Here is a 17,858-nt window from a genome sequence, read left to right on the forward strand (position 1 = left end):
CTCACCGCCCCGCCACGTCGTACGGGAAGGAGGGCAGGACGCCGATCTTGTCGTACTCCATCCGGCCGGTGTCGAAGCCCGCCGCCCAGTTGGCGTTGGTCACCTCGTTGCATTGGTACGACTGGTACTTGTCGTCGGTCACCTGCCCGACCTCGACGTCGCTGAAGCTGAAACCGCAGCCGCCGGCGTCCATGTGCACGCCCCGGGTGCCGCTGTCCGGCATCGAGGCATCCGGGATCACGTCGGTGATCACCATCTGCTTCACCGTGTTCCGGACCGGGTGCGGCTCCTGGTTGTCGACGCCGTAGGTGTAGAACGCGCCCATGTCACCGCTGTCCAGACCGGTTTGCTCCAGCCGGATGTAGGAGAACTCGTTGTCCAGCGCGTAGCCCTCGCCGTCGGTCACCTCGGGCCGGCCCTCCAGGCTGATGCCGTACCGCGCGCTGTGTTTCACCACGACGTGCGAGACCTTGTTGCCGCCGGTGTTCATCAGCTCGATCCCGGCCGCGTCGCCCGGGACCAGCTCACCGATGTGGTCGATGTAGAGGTTGGTGAACGTGTTGTGGTTCGCGACGTCGCCCTCGCCCGGGTACGGGCCTTCGACCTTGACGCCGTCGCCGCCGATGTTCTCCAGCAGGGTGTCGGCGATCGTCACGTGGTCGTTGGCCGTCAGCAGGTAGACACCGTGGTAGCCGGTGTCGCGCACGTGCAGCCCGGTCAGGTCGACGTTGCGGGTGTTGGTCAGGGTGACCGCACCGAAACGGTTGCGGGTCATCTCGATCTGGCGGTCGTACTCGGGGTACTTGTGCTTCTGGCCCGAATCTCCGGCGCTGATCCAGCCGGATCGGTACCACTGCATGAAGTCGGTGGCCGCGATCCCGAGTCCGTCGAACGCGATGTCGTGCAGCCGGCGCGCGGGCGAGACCCCGGCCAGCGACAGCACCTGGGTCTGCGTCGGGCGCAGGACCCGCTTGGCGTCCATCGTGCCGCCGCGGGGCTTGTAGTACAGCTCCTTGTTCGCCCAGTCGAGGTAGTACTCGTCCTCGGCGTCGAGCAGATCCAGCGAGTTCTGGACGAAGTACCGCGACCCGGACCGGGAGTTCATCATCGCGTACCGGGTCCAGTAGTCCAGGATGACCTTGTTGTCCTTCCAGTCCGCGTTCTTGATCGGCACCGTGTCGGTGAACCAGCTCCACGAGCCGCCCGACCAGATCATCAGCTGCGCCGGCCAGTCGGTGTAGCTGTTCAGGTTCCAGGTCTCGTTCCAGTCACCCTCGGTGTAGCCGACCTGGTCCCGCAGTGCCTCCTTCTCCGGCTCGATCAGGACCGACTTCAGGTACGGCGCCCATGCGTCATCGGCCTGCCGGTTCGGGTACCGGGCCGTGGTGGCCCGCTCGCCGTCGACGTACAGGGTGTAGAACGGCTGGTCGATGTCGACCTTGGCCTTGAAGATGCCGTCCTTGTACGGCGTCCAGCCGGTCACCTCCTGCGCCGCCTCGAGCTCCGCCTTCCCCGGACCGTCCACGCTCCGGTACACGACCTTGTGCCCGTTCGATCCCGAGTCACGGTCGTCGAATCCGATCGTCTTGGCCACCTGGTAGGTGCCGGCCTTCAGATTGACGACCAGGTCGCAGGACATCCGCTGGTTCAGCCCGCGCGCCCGGATGGTGTCGCGAGCATGCTCGATCGAGCGCCACGGCTTGCGTTCGTTCCCCGGCGCGGCGTCGTCGCCGGTCGGCGAGATCCAGAACGCGTCGCACTTGCCCGGCCCCGCGGCCGGGCCGGCGGCTCGCGCCGCCAGGCCGCTGCCGAAGACGAGCGCCGGAAGGGCGAGCCCGGCGATCACTCCACCGATGAATCCACGCATCTCAGCTCACCGGCCCGACACGTCGTAGGGGAAGGTGGGCAGGACGCCGATCTTGTCGTACTCCATCTTCGAGGCGTCGAACCCGTCGGCCCAGTCGGCGTTGGTCACGTCGTTGCACTGGTAGGACTGGTACTTCTGGTCGGTCACCTTCCCGACCTGAACGTTGCTGAAGGCAAATCCGCAACCACCGGCGTCCATGTGGACGCCGCGCGTGCCACCCGCGTCCGGCATCGACGGATCGGGGATGACGTCGCCGATGACGAGCTGGTCGACGGTGTTCGTGACCGGATGCGGTTCCTGGTTGTCCACGCCGTACGTGTAGAACGAGCCCATGTCGCCGCTGTCCAGGCCGGTCTGCTCCAACCGGATGTACTTGAAGCTGTTGCCGGACGCGTACTGATCGCCGTCGGTGACCTCCGGCCGCGACTCCAGGCTGATGCCGTAGCGGGCGCTGTGCTTGACCTCGATGTTCGAAATGGTGTTGTTGCCGGTGTCCATCAACTCGATCCCGGCCGCGTCGCCCGGCACCAGCTCGCCGATGTGGTCGATGAAGGTGTTCGAGATCGTGTGATGGTTGCTCAGGTCACCTTCGCCCGGCCAGCCGCCCTCGACCTTGATGCCGTCGGCGCCGATGTTCTCCAGCAGGCTGTCGGTGATCTTGGTGTGATCGTTGGCGAACAACAGGTAGACGCCGGTGAAGCCCGCGTCGGACAGGTGGAGCCGGGACAGGTCGATGTTGCTCGTGTTGGTGAGTGTGATCGCGCCGAACCGGTTCCGCGGCAGCTCGATCTGCCGGTCGTACTCCGGGTACTTGTGCTCGACCCCGGCGTCGCCGCCGGCCACCCAGCCGTTGCGGTACCAGCTGACGAAGTCGGAGTACTGGACCCCGAGCCCGTCGAAGCTGACGTCGTGCAGGCGGTCCTGCGGCGACGTACCCGCGAGGTTCAGGACCGTCTTGACGGTGGGCCGCAGCACCTTGATGCCGTCCATCGTGCCGCCGCGCGGCTTGTAGTAGACCTCACCGGCCTTGGCGTCGAGGTAGTACTCCCCCGGCTGGTCCAGGAAGCTCAGCGAGTTCTGGAAGAAGTACCGCGATCCGCCGTTGCTGTTGACCATCGCGTAACGGGTCCAGTACTTCAGCGTCGTCTGCGTCTTCTTGAAGTTCGTGTCGAGCAGCGGGATCGTGTCGGTGAACCACGACCACGAGCCGCCCGACCAGATCGTCACCGACGCCTGGCTCATGTCCCAGCTGGGATCCCAGTCACCGGGATTGCCCCACAGCCAGTTGTGCACGTCCATCTTGTCCTCTTCGAACAGGACCGACCGCAGGTACGGCGACCACTGGTCGTCGCTGCCGCGGTTCGGGTAGCGGGCGTTGGTGGCCCGCTTCCCGTCCTCGAAGAGCGTGTAGAACGGCTTCGACGCATCCACCTTGGCCTTGTAGATGCCGTCCTTGTACGGCTCCCAGCCGGTGATCTCCTCGGCACCTTGAATCGTTGCCTTGCCCGGGCCGTCAGCACTGCGGTAGATCACCCGGTGCCCGTTCTTGCCGGAGTCGCGCTGGTCGAACCCGATGGTGGAGGTGACCGGGTACTCGCCGGCCTTCAGGTTGACGGTGATGTCACAGTTCATCCGGTCGTTGAGGTGCTTGGTCCGGATCTCGTCGCGAGCCCGGGTGATCGTCTTCCACGGGTTCTTCTCGGTGCCCTTGGTGGCGTCGTTGCCGTTGGGTGCGACATAGAAGCTGTCGCACCGGGCCGCGCCGGCGGGCTGGGCGTTGAGCTGCACGGCTGCGACCGTCACCAGGGCGGCAGCGACCACCCCGGCGCCGACGCTGAGCGCCGTACGCCTGGTTCTGTTGGACATGTTGGGCGGGGTCCTCTCTCGGAGGGTCAGTCGCCGGCGTTGCCGTTCTGGCTACGCCAGCGCTCGTACTCGAGGCGGGTCTTCTCGGTCAGGGGGTAGTAGTCGCGCAGCGGGGCGCCCTCGTCGATCCGGGCCCGGCTGAACTTCTCCCACGCGTCGTGCTCGGCGGCCGCCTGGACGACGGCCTCCGCGCGCCGCCGCGGGACGACGACCGCGCCGTCGTCGTCGGCGAGCACCAGGTCACCGGGCAGCGTGAGGACGCCACCGACCGCGACCGGGACGTTGTACGCCCACGGGAACAGTTCGGCCTGGGACGCGTAGTGCGGGGTGGCTCCGGTGGACCAGATCGGTACGTCGAGCTGCGACACCCGGGGTACGTCGCGGATCCGGCCGTCGATCACGATGCCGGCCCCGCCACGGAGCTTGAAATAGCGGACCAGCATGTCGCCGAAGCAGCCGGTGGTGTGGCTGCCGTAGGCCTGGACCACCAGCACGTCGCCGGGCTGTACCTCGTCGAGCACGGCCCACAGCGCCGTGCTGCGCTCGATGTACTCCTGCGTCTGACCGTCGGCGATGTCCTCCCGCTGCGGCATGAACTGCAGGGTCAGCGCCCGGCCGACCGCCTTCTTGCCGGGGAACATGCTGGTCGGTCCGTCGACGAAGGTCCGGCGGATGCCCTGGCCGTGCAACCGGGCACAGGCGGTCGCCGACCCGATCTCGGCCAGCCGGGACACCAGGCCGGGATCCGATGGCGGCGGGGTGTCGCCGCGCACCGGCAGGTCCCAGACCGGTGCCACCGGGGCTTGTTCCGTGCTGCTCATATATCTCCTCAGTCAAAGCGCCAGGTGTGCGGCGCGGTAGGTGTTTCTGGTCAGCCGCAGCTCGAGCCGAATGGTCCGGCCCGGCGGCATCGTCACTTCGAGTCTGTTGCTGTCGACAACGACCGTGCGGGTGCCCGGCGTCGGCGGCGGTGAGGTGTACGCCGGGGACGGTCCGGGGTACGCGCCCGTCGCGGTGGACACGGTGGCCTCGTCGATCCGGTCGGTGCCGAAGCTCCCGGCCTGGACGATCACGCGGCGGGTCTGAGTCGCGGACAGGTTGACCAACTGCAGGCAGGTCCGGTCCGGCTCGACCGTGTCGACCAGTGCGGCGACGTCGGCCGGCAGACCAGGCCGTCCACGGTCGGGATCGAGGTACAGGACCCGAAGCGGCAGCAGTCCACCGTTGTACAGGAGCTGCGGTGTGCCGGTGGTCAACTGCAGCAGGGCTTCGGTCGCGACCGGGTTGTGCCGCTGCCAGTGATGGATGTTCAGGTCGGCCGGATCGGTGGTGTCCACCGCCATCAGATCCATCCGGCGTTGCACCTGCGACAGCGCGACGCCCAGCATCGCCTCTGGATAGCCGGGGTTGTCCCCGGCGAGGTAGGCCAGCCAGGGTGCTTCGTGCCCGGCGTCCTCCTTGTTGCGGAAGTCACGGACGGTTCGCCAGTCATAGCCGCTGCGTTCCCTCAGTTGCCGGAGCCGATCGCGGTCCGAGGACTCGAACCCGGCCTGCCACAACCAGATCGGCAACCCGAGCTGCGGCGGCTGGTAGTCGAACCAGCCGTCGTCTCCATGCCGATTCGGGATCAGCAGAGTCGGCTTGGCGCAGTCGTCGCCGAGCTCGGCCTGCCAGCGGTCGCGGATACTCAGCTCGGTCTCGTCGACCGCGCCCGTGATGCCGCGCTCGTACAGGTGGTCGAGCAGGTTCCTGGCGATGTCGAGCCGCGTGGAGTCCCCGGTCAGCACAGCGCCGTTCAGTGCTGCGATGCACGCGGCCGAGCCGACGCTGTAGACACCGTGCGGCCAGTTCCAGCCGTAGTTGGCGCCGTACCAGCGGCCGTCGTGCAACTCGCCGACGATCCCGCTCGGCCCGACGTTGTCGGGGACCAGCCCGTCGTTGGCTGCGGCCCTTTCCTGCCAGGCGTCGAGGTACTCCAGCGTCCACGCGGCGAAGCGATCGTTGTGATCGTAGAGCCAGGCGTTCGCGGTCAGAGTGGTCGCCGCGAGGTTGACCGCGCTGTCGCCGGCACCCTGACGCCGGATCATCTCCGCGCCCATCAGGTCCGCGTTCGCCGGATCCTTCAGGTCGTCCCAGCTGGTGATCCCCGGTACGCCGGCCAGCGGCAGCCCGAAGATGCGCATGTTCGTCAGGTCGGCGCCGTACGTCCGCCACTCGTCGTTGATACCCCAGCGCGGACCACCACCGCCGTTGTGCGGTGCGCGGATCGTGCGCGTCGCCGGGTCGTAGTTGCCCGCCGGTGAACCGGGGAGGTAGAGCTCCGCGAACCGGTACGCCCGTTCGCGGAACACCTCGTCGCCCGGATCGGCCGCACACAAGGCGTAGAAGAAGATCATCGACTCGCCGATGTGGAACCAGTCGTACCCGCGCTCGAACTCGTCGACCAGGAAGCCCAGGTCGGTGAGCTGGCGGGTGACGCCTTCCCAGTGCCACTTGGCGACGTCGATCAGGTCGTCCGCACCGCCGAGCTGGTAGAGCACGGGCCAGTTCACGAACGCTTCGTAGAAGTCGTCCGCACCGTCGCGGCTCTGCACGGGTCCGGCGTACCGGAGGCTGCCGTCGGGCAGGCAGTACCGTTCGCGGAACAGCCACCAGCCCTCGTCCATCACGTCGAACAGGCGGCGCTGCATGATCGCCCACGCGGGCGGGGTGCCGATCGGAGTCTCGGCAACAATCGGTTCGGTCATCCCTTGGTCGCCCCCGCAGTCAGGCCGCTGATCACGTGCCGCTGCAGCAGCACGAAGACCACCAGCAACGGGGCCACCGCGAGCAGCAGCGTCGGGAAGACGACCGTGTAGTCGGTCGAGTACTGGCTCACCGCGGCGTACACACCGGTGGTGACCGTGTAGAGACCGCTGCCCGGGCCGAGGATGATCTGCGGGTTCACGAAGTCGTTCCACACCGAGAAGGTGTTCAGGATGACCATCGTCACCACGGCCGGCTTCATCAGCGGGAACACGATCGACCAGAAGATCCGGTGCTGGCCGGCTCCGTCGACGGCGGCCGCTTCATCCAGGCTGGCCGGGATCGTCATGATGTAGCCGGCGTACAGGAAGATCGAGAACGGCAGGGTCAGTGTCGTCTCGAACAGCACGAAGCCCGGGATGGTCCCCATCAGCCCGAGGAACTTCAGCGTGTAGACGACCGGGATGACCAGCACCTGGCTCGGGATGAACGTGCCGGCCACGAACAGCAGCAGGAGCATGCGGTAGCGGCGTTCACTGCGGCGCGCGATCACGTACGACACCGGGCCGGCCAGCGCGACGGACAGGACGTTCACCGAGACCACGAACAGCGCGGTGACGGCGTACCCCTTGAGGATGTTGAAGTCCGGGTTCGTCCAGGCCTTCTGCAGGTACTGCGTCGTCAGTTGGTCGGGCGACAACGAGAAGGGGTGGGCCAGGATGTCCTGCTGCGACTTGAACGCGCTGACCACGAGCAGGTACATCGGCACCAGCATCAGCACACTGGTCACGATCAGGAACGCGATCCGGCCGGCGCCCTTGGTGCGCAGCGGCTTGAACTGCACTGTCGCCACTCGAGGCATGCGAATGGCGCTCATCCTTTCACTCCCTGATCCGCTCTGGATCGCAGCCGCGCGACCGTCAGGGCGAGTCCGGCGGTGACGATCATCAGTACGACGCTCTGCGCCGACCCGAACCCGAGCGCGTTGTTGTGGAAGGAGTCCCACAGAATCAGGTACGCCGCCGTCTGCGTCGAACCGGCCGGTCCGCCGCCGGTCAGCGACACGACCAGGTCGTACGTCTTCAGCAGCGTGACCAGCGACAGCACGAGGTTCACGGTGACCACCGGCGCGAGCGCCGGCAGCGTGACGTTGCGGAAGGTCTGCCGCGCCGACGCCCCGTCGATCCGGGCGGACTCGAGCAGATCCTTCGACACGGTCTGCAGGCCGGCGAGGTAGAGCACGACGTTCACGCCGAACCCGGCCCACACCAGTACGCCGATCAGACTCGCGAGCGCCCAGTGCGGATTGGACAAGAACGGCAACACCTCAGCGCCCTTGGTGGTGAGCCAGCCGTTCACGACACCCGACGTACCGAGGACCGCGCTCCACAGGAAGCCGACGACCAAGGCACTGAGCACGTGGGGATAGAAGAGGACGACGCGGAAGAGCGAGTTGAGCCGGGACGCACCGTTCACCAGCAGGGCGAAGCCGAGACCCAGCACGCTCAGGAGGACCGTTCCGACCGCGGCGATCACCAGCGTGACCCAACCGGCCCGGAGCGCCTCCTCGCTCTTCGCGAGGTCGAGGTAGTTACGCAGGCCGACCACCACCGGGTTCGCGCTGTACCCGTTCCAGTCGGTCAAGCTCAGATAGACCGAGAGACAGACCGGGACGACGAGCATGACGACGAACAGCACCAGGGCGGGACCGACCATACTCATCGTGGTCAGTCGCGCTCTCACGACTTCGACCCCATCCACCTGTCGATGCGGGTCGCCACGTCCTTCGCGCTCTTGCCGGTGTAGAGGCTCTGGACCGCCTTGTTCCATTCGCCGTTGAACCCCGACGGCAGCGTGTTGGCGCCGTACCCCTCGCCCTGGGCGACACCCTTCGGCGCCTGGTCCAGGATGTCCTGCACCTGCTTGCCGAGCGGCGTCAGCTTGTCGGTGAAGCCCTTGCGGAAGTTGCCGTCCTGCGCGAGCTGACTCTGTACGGCGGCTTGGTCGGTGACCAGGAACTGGACCAGCTTCACGGACAGGTCGCGCTGCTTGGTCGACTTCAGCACCATGTACGGCGCGGCCATGGTCACGCCCTGCGGTCCCGGGTACGGCTGTCCGGCCTCGGTCGGGGCGGCGAACACGCCCAGGTCGAAGGTGGGTTTCTGGCTCTCCGCGGTCCGGACGAACCAGCTGCCCATGACGTACATCGCGGACTTGCCGGTGAGGAAGTTGGTCTGCGCGTTCACGTCGTCGAGGCCGAGCGCGTTCTTGTCGACGTACCCGCTCTTGATCCAGGACTCGTAGCGCTGCAGCAGCGGCAGCATGCTCTGGCCGACGCCGAGCTGCTTGGAGCCGACCTGCTGGTACCAGTCCGGGTGCTTGGTGGCGATCGACGGGTCGCTGAGCTGCAGCAACTGCAACCCGGTCACGTAGTCACCGGCCGTCTGCAGCGGCAGGTAGCCCGCCGCCTTCAGCTTGCCCATCGCGGCGGTCAGCGCGTCGAGGTCCTTGGGCGGCGCGGCGATGCCGGCCTTGGTGAACGCGTCCTTGTTGTAGAAGACCAGCGACTGCGCCTGCTGGCCGACGCCGACGGTGTAGACCTTGCCGTCCAGCGCGGCCTGCTGCGCCAACGGGGTGTCCTTGGTCCAGGCCTGGTCGGTCAGCTCGAGCATCTGCGGCGCGAGAACCTTGTCGGCCATCAGCGTCTCGACCACGTCCGGAGCGTTTCCGGCCGCGAGCAGCTGCGGCAGCGAATCCTTCACGCCCGAGCCGGTCGGCGCCTCGATCTTCACGTCGACGCCGGGGTTCGCGTCCTCGAACGGCTTGACCAGTCCCTCCCAGTACCCCTTGGTCAGGTTGGGCGTGATGTTCACCAGCATCCGCACCTCGCCGGTGGCGGCACCGGCCGAACCTTCATCGTCGAACCCGCCACCACCACAGCCCGCCGCGCCCACCAGGATCACGACTGACGTCAGCAGACCGAGCTTCCGCCGCACCGAACGAGACATTCCGGGTCCTCCTCAGATCAACCCGGCGTCGGGGGCGGCCGGGCGTCGTTATCGAGTGACGATGCAGAGGAGCGCGCTCAAGTGTCAACGTATAAACGGCAAACTGGACGTTCTGAGTCAGAAGTCAGTGCCATATAGGGTCGACAGAACGACGTGAGCCGGGTCACCATGCAGCCATGCCCGATGCCGGAAGACCCAAGTCGCCGCTGACTCTGTCGTCAGCCGAGCGGGCCGCGCTGACCCATCTTGCCTCGGGTCCGCAGACCAGCGCAGCGATGCGCCTGCGCAGCCGGATCGTGCTCGCCTGCGCGGAGGGTGAGTCGAACAAGGACGTCGCGGACCTGCTCGCGGTCACGCCGGGAACGGTCGGCAAGTGGCGGCGGCGGTTCCTGCGGATGGGGATGGCCGGTCTCGACGACGGCATGCGCAGCGGCCGGCCCCGGATGGTCGACCGGATCCAGCTCGGCGCGATGGCGCCAACATCGATGGCCGATTCCGGACACCTGCCGTCGACGCGCGAGATCGCGGCGACGTACGGCGTCTCGCAGTCGACCGTCTCGCGCCGTCGCCGGGAGGAACTGCACCGGCATCGCACCGGCGGCGGCGGGCTGGCGTTGCACGCGACGCAACCCGCTCCCCCGCCGTCGAGTGAGAACGAACTGCTGTCCGATCGTGTCTACGAGGCGATCCGCGGCTGGATCCTGTCCGGCGAACTCGCGCCCGGCATGCGCGTGGTCGAGTCCGAGATCGCCCGCGTCCTCGGCACCAGCCAGACACCCGCCCGGGAAGCGGTACGGCGCCTCGCCCACGAGGGACTGGTGACGTACCGGCCGCGGCTGGGGAACTTCGTCACCGAGATCTCGCAGGTCGAGGCCCGCGAGGCGCGCGAGGTCCGGGTGCTGCTGGAGAGCGCGGCCGCCCGGCGTGCGACCGGGAACGTCCCGCAGGCGGAGCTGGACCTGCTGCGGATCGAGGTGCAGCGGATGACCGACGCCGCCGACCACCACGACATCGGTGCGTTCCGGGAGGCCGACCTGCGCTTCCACCGCCAGGTCCTCGCGACCAGCGGCAACTCGATGCTGCTCCGCGTCTGGCGCACCCTCGAGCCCGCGCTGTGGAACCTGCAGGTGGTCTCCAACGCCATGTACGCCGGCGACTGGGGCCTGATGGCACGGCGGCACCTCGATCTGATCGAGGTGCTGTCCGGCACCGACCCCGAGGACTCCGCCCGCCTCTTCTCCGCCCACGCCCGCGGCGAGAGCTCGATCACCAGACCCGCGGGCCGCCATGATTGACGCTCACGTCCACGTCTGGGACATCGAACGACGCAAACTGCCGTGGCTGCCTCCAGGTCATCCTCTCCGTCGTGACTTCACGCTCGACGACCTGTCCGATGATGACGTCGTACTGGTCCAGGCCGATGCGGATCCCCTGGAAGTCACCGACCTTCTCGACCTGGCTGCCCGCACCCCGTCGGTTCTCGGGGTCGTCGGCTGGTTCGACCTGCTGGATCCTCCGGAGTACTTCCCCGAGGACCCACGGCTCGTCGGCATCCGCAGTCCGCCCGTTGACCAGACCGACCCCGACGTACTGATTGATCCCGCGCACGTGCGCGGCGTACGGGCCGCCACCGCTGCCGGCCTCGCCATCGACCTCCTGCTTCGACCACCCGCCCTGATCGGCGCCGCACGCCTCGCCGAAGCGGTGCCCGACGCACGCCTGGTGCTTGACCACCTCGGCAACCCGCAGACCGCCGACACCACCTGGCGCACCGGGATGAAGGCCCTCGCCGCCGCGCCGAACGTGACCGTGAAGCTCTCCGGCACCGCCCACCTGCCGCCCGACGACCTCGCCGAGCTCGTCGACGTGGCCCTCGATCTCTTCGGCAGCGACCGGTTGATGTTCGGTTCGGACTGGCCCGTGTCCACGCTGTCGGCCGGTCGTTCCGAGGTTGTCCGCCGTACCGCTGATCTGCTCCCCTCCGCCACGCACAACGACGTGTTCCGCGGCACCGCCCAGCGCACCTACCGCCCCAGGGAGACCGCCCCATGACCGAATACACCCGACGCCAGGTCCTGCGGACCGCCGGCGCCGCGGCCGGCACCGCTGTCGTCGCCGGCTCACTCACCGATCCACTCACCGCCGCTGCCGCTCCGCCGGCTCCTGGCAGCGACACCAATCCGCTGACGCTCTGGTACATCCAGCCCGCCACCGAATGGCTGCAAGCACTTGCCGTCGGCAACGGCCGGCTCGGCGCGATGGTGTACGGCGGGACCGCGACCGAACAGCTGCAGCTCAACGAGGACTCGATCTGGGCCGGCGGCCCGCACCAGTACGACGACCCGGTCGGGCGCGAGGTACTGCCGGAGATCCGCCGGCTGATCGCCGAGGAGCAGTACCTCGACGCGCAGAACCTGGCCGACGAGCACTTCATGGGCCGCCCGACCGAGCAGATGCAGTACCAGCCCGTCGGCAACCTGACGCTGACCTTCCCGGGCATCACCGACGCCGGTATCTCGTCGTACCGGCGAGAACTTGATCTGACCACCGCGATCACCTCCGTCAGTTACGTCCACGCCGGCATCCGCTACACGCGCGAGGTCTTCGTCAGTCATCCGGCGCAGCTCCTGGTGATGCGCTTGACGGCGGACACGCGCGCCACACTCACCTTCGACGCGACCTTCAGCACCGAGCAGGCCGCCACCTCGGACCGCTTCGACGACCGCACGTTGGCCCTCAACGGCATCAGTGGCGACGCTGAAGGCCTGACCGGCTCGGTCAAGTTCTGCGCCCTCCTCCGCGGCTTCACCGAGGGCGGCACGCTGGCTGTTGCCGAAGGCAAGCTCTCGGTCGCCGGCGCGGACGCTGTCACGCTCGTGTTCTCGGTCGGCACCAGCTACCGCAACTACCAGGACGTCAGCGCCGACCAAGTGGCGCGCGCCGTAGCACCGTTGCCCAACGAGCGCCCGGCGTACGGGCGGCTGCGGCACGACCATGTCGAGGACTATCGCCGGTTGTTCGGTCGCCTCGACATCGATCTCGGTACGTCGGACGCGGTCGCGCTGCCGACCGACCAACGGGTGCAGGCGTTCCGCGACGGCGGGGACCCGCAACTGGCCGCGCTGTACTACCAGTTCGGCCGGTATCTGCTGATCTCCAGCTCACGCAGTCCCGGGCAACCGGCCAACCTGCAAGGCATCTGGAGCTACAAGATGCTGCCGGAGTGGCAGTCGAAGTTCACGCTGAACATCAACTGCGAGATGAACTACTGGCCGGCAGGTCCGGCCAACCTCGCGGAGTGCTGGGATCCGCTCTTCCAGATGATCTCCGAGCTCGCCGAGTCCGGGGCGCGGACCGCCGCAACGATGTACGACGCTCCTGGCTGGGTCGCGCACCACAACACCGATGGCTGGCGGGGTACGGCTCCGGTCGACTTCGCGTTCTACGGTGTCTGGCCGACCGGTGGCGCGTGGTTGTCGCTGTTGTTCTGGGAGCGGTACGAGTACACCGGCGACCTGGAGATGCTGCGGCAGTACTACCCGGTGCTGCGCGGATCGGTGGAGTTCTTCCTGGACCAGTTGCAGACCGACGCGAAGACGGGCTGGCTGGTGACCAGTCCGTCGCACTCACCCGAGCTGAAGCACCACGACTACGACAACGTCGGCGTGAGCATGTGCGCGGGCCCGACGATGGACACCGAGATCCTGCACGACCTGTTCAAGGTGTTCGGACAGGCGGCCGCGCTGCTCGGCGAGGACTCGGCGATGGCTGCGCAGGTGGCAGAAACACGGTCCCGGCTGGCGCCGATCCAGATCGGCTACCTCGGCCAGATCCAGGAGTGGCTGATCGACTGGGAGGAGGCCGCGATGGAGACGAGTCGACATGTCTCGCACTTGTGGGCCGTCTTCCCGAGCGACCAGGTCACTCCACGCCGTACGCCGGAACTCGCCGACGCGGCCCGCAAGTCGCTGGAGCTGCGTGGTCCTGCGGTCACGGCCGGGTGGTCGCTCGCCTGGAAACTGAATCTGCGCGCCCGACTACTCGAAGAGGACAACGCGTACAAGCACCTCACCCAACTTCTCGCTCCCGGACGCACCGCGCCGAACCTGTTCGACCTGCATCCGCCGTTCCAGATCGACGGCAACTTCGGCGGTATCTCGGGTATCACCGAGATGCTCATGCAGAGCCACTCCGGCGAGGTCGCTCTCCTTCCCTGCCTGCCTGCCGCCTTTGCGAATGGACGGATCCAGGGTCTGCGAGCCCGCGGCGGCTTCGATCTGGATCTGTCCTGGTCCGAGGGCAAGCTCACCCGGGCTCGCATTCATTCGCTGCTGGGCAACCGGCTGCGGCTGCGCACCGGCGTACAGGTCGACGTGAAGTCCAGCGCCGGTCCGGTCGCCTTCGCGCGACCTGAGGACGGCGTGGTCGAGTTCCGCACCCGGCGGGGCGTCGACTACTTCGTCGAGCCGCGCCCCTGACCTGTCGCCACCGCCCCGAAAGGTTCCAGCATGCCTGTTGGTCGATGGACCCTGCCCATGCTCATCACCCTGCTCGCCACCAGCGCCGGTTCGCTCGCCGCGGCCGGCCCGATCCCCCAGACCGAACCCAGCCCGACCACCGCCTGGCACGACGGCGCCCTGCGCACTGATCCGGCCGGTCTCGTCGGCCGATCCGATCTCGTCCAGGAAGGACCGGCCTGGCGTGCGTACCAGGCCATGCCGCTCGGCAACGGCGTCCTCGGCGCCGCGGTCTGGGCCGAGAAGGGCTTCAGCGCCCAGCTCAACCGGGTCGACACCTTCCCCGATCTCAAGTCCGCCGGCCGGCTCGTCGTACCCGGTCTCGATCCGTTGATGCGCGCATCCGACTACAAGGGCCGGCTGGCGTTGTACGACGGCCAACTCGTGCAGAGCGGTGGCGGGATGTCGGCCCGTTCGTACGTGCGCGCCGATGCCGACCAGTTCGTGCTCGAGGTCACCGGCGCCGATCCTGGCAAGACCCAGACCGCTGATCTCAAACTCTGGCCGGGTCGTACGCCAACCACGAGCGCGGCCGGTGCGGTCGCAGCACTGGCGGAGACCTTCAAAGACGAGGCATCCGGAGGTGTCACCGGTGCGGTTGCCGCGTTGACCGCGCGGGCGCGGGACGTGTCCGCGTCCGTCGTTGATCCGCTGACTGTCCGGCTCACCTTCCGGCCCAATCGTGACGGCAGCTTCCGGCTCGTCGTCGGCGTACCGTCGTACAAGGGTGGCGATGTAACGACTGCCGCTCGCCATGCGGTGGTCGAGGCCCACAGCAACCATCTCGCCTGGTGGCATGACTTCTGGGCAAAGGCGGCGCCGATGCGGATCACGTCCGCCGACGGCACCGGCGAGTACGTCGAGAACCTCCGCACGCTGCAGCTCTACACGATGGCCGCGTCGATGCGTGGCCCGGTGCCGAGCACCCATGGTGCGGTAGTCCGGATGTTCTCCTCGTCCCAGGACCAGGCCGACTGGGATCAGGACGCGTACTGGCACTTCAACCTGCGCATGCTCGTGTCCGCGAATCTCGGTGCGGGCATCGGCGATCTCAACGCGCCGTACTTCGACTTCTATCTCGACCAGGCCGCGGCGATGAAGGAGTGGACGGCCACCCACTGGACCGGTGCCCGCGGGATCTGCGTGCCCGAGTTCCTGCGGTACGACGGGACTGCGGACGGCTGTGACAACACGTCCGAGCCGAACTACACGACCCGCATCCTGAGCAGTGGGGCCGAGCTGGTGAACAACATCTGGCAGCAGTACCGCTACACCGGCGACCGGGCGCTGCTCAACGGCAGCTACCCGTTGATGCGGGAGGTCGCGGACTTCTACCTGTCGGCGCTGACACCTGGTGAGGACGGCTACCTGCATCTCGAGCACGTCAACGCACTCGAGGTGCAGTGGGACACCAACGACCCCACACCGGACCTCGCCGGGATGCGGGTCATCTTCCCGATCGTCGCCGACCTCGCCTCGGCGCGAGGTGATGACGCGTTCGCCGGTCAGCTGCGCGAGGCGGTCGGCAAGCTGCCGTCGTTCCGGACCGTGCAGCGTGGTGGCGAGGAAGTGCTCGCGTGGTCCGGCACTGATGAAGAAGCGCACAACACGCAGAACCCGGAGATGGAGGCGCTGTGGCCGTGGGGTCTGTTCGACGAGACCTCTAGCCTGATGCAGGCGACGTACCGGCAACGGGTCTACCCGCAGGACAAGGACTGGGGGATGGACGCCACGTGGGCCGCGCGTCTTGGGCAGTCCGATGAGGTGAAACGGCTGCTGTTGAAGGGGATCGCGGACTTCCAGATCTACCCGAACGGTTTCACCGTCCACCGGCCTGGTCAGGAAGCGGTCCGGAACCACAGCTTCTACAACGAGTGGGGCGGGGTCGTGACCACCGGTCTGCAGGAGGCTTTGGTCCAGTCGTACGACGGTGTCGTCGACGTCGCGCCGGCGTGGCCGAGTGACTGGGACGTGTCCGGGTCGGTGCAGATCGAGGGTGGTCACCGGATCAGCACCGAGGTGCACGGCGGCGTACCGAACCTGGTCGGGATCGAGGCCGGGAGCAAGGACACGCTTCGGGTGCGCAACCCGTGGCCGGGTCAGCAGGCGCGGGTGATCGATGATCACGGCCGGGCTGTGGTGGCGCCGACGACTGCTGACGTTGTGACGGTCCCGGTGGCGGCGCATGCGTCGTACGTCGTGGAGCGGGTGGCTGTGCCGCTGTCGTCGTTCCGGTTCGTGCCGTTGACCGGTACGCCGGCCACCGCGGTGAAGACAGTCGGCAACCGGATGCTCGGCGTACCTGTGAGTGAGCCGCCGCTGGACAGCGATCTGGTGAGTGTGCGGACGCCGGAGAAGTTGTCGAACCTCGTGAAGGCTCAGGCGGGCGCGCCGATCTATGTGGATCGCAGCTACACGATCACCGATCTGCCGGCGCAGTTGGCTGGGCAGGCGTTGGTACCGGGCGCCAACGATGACTCGAAGGCGACCGGTCCATCGGACTACATCACGCTGGAGCTGAGCCAGCCGGCCACCGTGTACGTCGCCTTCGACCCGCGGGGCGAGGGCGTCTGGTGGCCGGGATGGCTCAGCTCGTTCACTCGGACCGGCGAGACCGTTGGCACGACCGACCAACGGCTCATCCTGTTCAAGCGCGACGTACCAGCCGGACAGTTGGCGCTCGGTGCCAACTCCGGGATTGTTGACAAGGGCAACTCGACCTACATCACCTTCGTCACCCCGCGCTAGCCACTACGATCCGGGGATGCTGCCCGGCGACAGCGACGTCGTACACGTCACTGACCCGCCAGGCGGCATCCCCGATCATGTTGGCCGCCTGTTGGTGGTTGAGGATCGCGACCACGAGCCCGTCCGGCTGCAGGATCCCGCGCCATTGGGCCAGGTACGGCGTGAAGCTGCCGATCCCCAGCCGGACGTCCCAGGGTGGATTCGTGAGGATGCGATCCACCGGACCGTCCAGTCGCGCCGCGTCGCCGGTGCTCCAGACGATGGACGAGTCGCGCGGCGAATTCATCCGCGCGGCCGCGACGGCGATCGGCTCCTGGTCGATCCCGACGTACGTCGCTGCCGGCTCGATGGCCTGTGCTTCGAGAAGCAGGGTTCCTGCACCGCAGAACGGATCAAGGACTCTGTATCCCTCAGCGATGCGTGCCAGTCGGGCCATCGCGGCGGCCACCGGCGGATGCAGGCTGCCGGTGACAGTCTGCCGGCGCCAGACGCGGCGGTGCAGCGGGACGTCGTACGGCCGGACGCCGATCCACAGCGTCTTGCCGTCGAGGATGACCCGCCACTCCGTCCGGTCGACCGGCGGAGCCTCGCCGGTGCGGCGCGAGTGGTACCTGGCGCCGGACCGCTCCTGGATGAGGCGGCCAACCAGGTCTTCGATGTCGAACCGGTTGTAGTTGCGCCGGCCGAGGGACGACGCGGTCACCGCGAAGTCTCCTGCATCGTTCAACTGGACGCAGGCTTCGGTGACGGCCGCTGCCAGATCCTGCTTGGTACGCCCCGGATCGGGCACGGCGGCCTGGACGACGAACAGGTCGTCGGCGAGGCGTGGTGGGGTGGTGATGATCGTCGCCGCGGCGGGCTCGACGATGAGTTGTCGCTTGGACAGGTCGATCACGCGGTGGCTCGCAGCGGCCAGTTCCTCGGCCGCTAGTTGCTCCAGGCCCGTGACGGTTCGCACGAGTACGACCCGCTGTGAACCGGTGCGGAGGGTTTGGGTGATCGATTCTGCCGCGACTGTACGCGCAGATCGCATGAAGGGTCTCCCGGTCAGCGGTCGGGAGCGGCCTAGTAGTCCGCTCCCGCATCGCCGGCCTCGGGCGGGTCGTG

The 17,858-nt window shown here is 67.6% G+C and carries 12 protein-coding genes; 4 read left to right on the plus strand and 8 right to left on the minus strand.

Annotation, left to right across the window (positions count from 1 at the left end; translation table 11 throughout):
- Nucleotide 1: 1 nt before the first annotated feature.
- The 7 genes from E0H73_RS15710 to E0H73_RS15740 are packed head-to-tail and all read right to left on the minus strand — an operon-like array spanning nt 2 to nt 9,486.
- Nucleotides 2-1,867: a right-handed parallel beta-helix repeat-containing protein gene (locus E0H73_RS15710; RefSeq protein ID WP_131355927.1), complete on the minus strand. Its 1,866-nt coding sequence runs from the start codon at nt 1,865-1,867 to the stop codon at nt 2-4.
- A 6-nt stretch (nt 1,868-1,873) separates the two neighbouring features.
- A complete protein-coding gene (locus E0H73_RS15715; protein ID WP_131355930.1) occupies nt 1,874-3,733 on the minus strand; it encodes a right-handed parallel beta-helix repeat-containing protein in 1,860 nt (619 codons plus the stop codon).
- A 26-nt stretch (nt 3,734-3,759) separates the two neighbouring features.
- The gene (locus E0H73_RS15720) at nt 3,760-4,554 is read right to left on the minus strand and encodes an RraA family protein (protein ID WP_131355933.1); all 795 of its coding nucleotides are present in this window, start codon (nt 4,552-4,554) and stop codon (nt 3,760-3,762) included.
- Between the two features lie 12 nt (nt 4,555-4,566).
- The gene (locus E0H73_RS15725) at nt 4,567-6,480 is read right to left on the minus strand and encodes a DUF8034 domain-containing protein (RefSeq protein WP_131355936.1); all 1,914 of its coding nucleotides are present in this window, start codon (nt 6,478-6,480) and stop codon (nt 4,567-4,569) included.
- On the minus strand, nt 6,477-7,355 hold the full coding sequence (locus E0H73_RS15730) for a carbohydrate ABC transporter permease (protein ID WP_131355939.1): 879 nt from the start codon (nt 7,353-7,355) through the stop codon (nt 6,477-6,479). The genes E0H73_RS15725 and E0H73_RS15730 overlap by 4 nt, the downstream gene beginning before the upstream one ends.
- Complete coding sequence (locus E0H73_RS15735) at nt 7,352-8,200, minus strand: carbohydrate ABC transporter permease (protein WP_131355942.1); 849 nt, start codon at nt 8,198-8,200, stop codon at nt 7,352-7,354. Before E0H73_RS15735 ends, E0H73_RS15730 begins: the two co-directional genes overlap by 4 nt.
- Before the next feature lie 17 nt (nt 8,201-8,217).
- On the minus strand, nt 8,218-9,486 hold the full coding sequence (locus E0H73_RS15740; RefSeq protein WP_131355946.1) for an ABC transporter substrate-binding protein: 1,269 nt from the start codon (nt 9,484-9,486) through the stop codon (nt 8,218-8,220).
- A 176-nt stretch (nt 9,487-9,662) separates the two neighbouring features.
- Here E0H73_RS15740 and E0H73_RS15745 point away from each other — a divergent pair, with 176 nt between their 5' ends.
- From E0H73_RS15745 to E0H73_RS15760, 4 genes are read left to right on the plus strand one after another with little or no spacing between them, the layout of a single operon-like run.
- Entirely contained in the window at nt 9,663-10,781 is a 1,119-nt protein-coding gene (locus E0H73_RS15745) for a GntR family transcriptional regulator (protein ID WP_131355949.1), read from the plus strand.
- On the plus strand, nt 10,774-11,538 hold the full coding sequence (locus tag E0H73_RS15750; protein WP_131355952.1) for an amidohydrolase family protein: 765 nt from the start codon (nt 10,774-10,776) through the stop codon (nt 11,536-11,538). Before E0H73_RS15745 ends, E0H73_RS15750 begins: the two co-directional genes overlap by 8 nt.
- Nucleotides 11,535-13,964 carry a glycoside hydrolase family 95 protein gene (locus tag E0H73_RS15755; protein ID WP_131355955.1) on the plus strand — a complete coding sequence of 810 codons (2,430 nt, stop codon included), beginning with the start codon at nt 11,535-11,537 and terminating at the stop codon, nt 13,962-13,964. The genes E0H73_RS15750 and E0H73_RS15755 overlap by 4 nt, the downstream gene beginning before the upstream one ends.
- A 30-nt stretch (nt 13,965-13,994) precedes the next feature.
- Nucleotides 13,995-16,751, plus strand: coding sequence for a glycosyl hydrolase family 95 catalytic domain-containing protein (locus E0H73_RS15760; RefSeq protein ID WP_131355959.1), 2,757 nt, complete (start codon nt 13,995-13,997; stop codon nt 16,749-16,751).
- On the opposite strand, the gene E0H73_RS15765 is transcribed toward E0H73_RS15760, so the two are convergent.
- Entirely contained in the window at nt 16,738-17,784 is a 1,047-nt protein-coding gene (locus E0H73_RS15765; protein WP_131355962.1) for a TRM11 family SAM-dependent methyltransferase, read from the minus strand. The two genes, E0H73_RS15760 and E0H73_RS15765, sit on opposite strands and share 14 nt — an antisense overlap.
- Between the last annotated feature and the right edge of the window lie 74 nt (nt 17,785-17,858).

It is taken from the genome of Kribbella pittospori (assembly GCF_004331465.1).
GTDB lineage: Bacteria > Actinomycetota > Actinomycetes > Propionibacteriales > Kribbellaceae > Kribbella > Kribbella pittospori.

What these genes read in the sequence shown, in the direction of transcription:
- E0H73_RS15715 (WP_131355930.1), bottom strand. Translation starts at nt 3,733, where the DNA reads ATGTCCAACAGAACCAGGCGTACGGCGCTCAGCGTCGGCGCCGGGGTG.
- E0H73_RS15710 (WP_131355927.1), bottom strand. Translation starts at nt 1,867, where the DNA reads ATGCGTGGATTCATCGGTGGAGTGATCGCCGGGCTCGCCCTTCCGGCG.
- E0H73_RS15730 (WP_131355939.1), bottom strand. Translation starts at nt 7,355, where the DNA reads ATGAGCGCCATTCGCATGCCTCGAGTGGCGACAGTGCAGTTCAAGCCG.
- E0H73_RS15765 (WP_131355962.1), bottom strand. Translation starts at nt 17,784, where the DNA reads ATGCGATCTGCGCGTACAGTCGCGGCAGAATCGATCACCCAAACCCTC.
- E0H73_RS15740 (WP_131355946.1), bottom strand. Translation starts at nt 9,486, where the DNA reads ATGTCTCGTTCGGTGCGGCGGAAGCTCGGTCTGCTGACGTCAGTCGTG.
- E0H73_RS15735 (WP_131355942.1), bottom strand. Translation starts at nt 8,200, where the DNA reads ATGAGTATGGTCGGTCCCGCCCTGGTGCTGTTCGTCGTCATGCTCGTC.
- E0H73_RS15725 (WP_131355936.1), bottom strand. Translation starts at nt 6,480, where the DNA reads ATGACCGAACCGATTGTTGCCGAGACTCCGATCGGCACCCCGCCCGCG.
- E0H73_RS15745 (WP_131355949.1), top strand. Translation starts at nt 9,663, where the DNA reads ATGCCCGATGCCGGAAGACCCAAGTCGCCGCTGACTCTGTCGTCAGCC.
- E0H73_RS15755 (WP_131355955.1), top strand. Translation starts at nt 11,535, where the DNA reads ATGACCGAATACACCCGACGCCAGGTCCTGCGGACCGCCGGCGCCGCG.
- E0H73_RS15750 (WP_131355952.1), top strand. Translation starts at nt 10,774, where the DNA reads ATGATTGACGCTCACGTCCACGTCTGGGACATCGAACGACGCAAACTG.
- E0H73_RS15720 (WP_131355933.1), bottom strand. Translation starts at nt 4,554, where the DNA reads ATGAGCAGCACGGAACAAGCCCCGGTGGCACCGGTCTGGGACCTGCCG.
- E0H73_RS15760 (WP_131355959.1), top strand. Translation starts at nt 13,995, where the DNA reads ATGCCTGTTGGTCGATGGACCCTGCCCATGCTCATCACCCTGCTCGCC.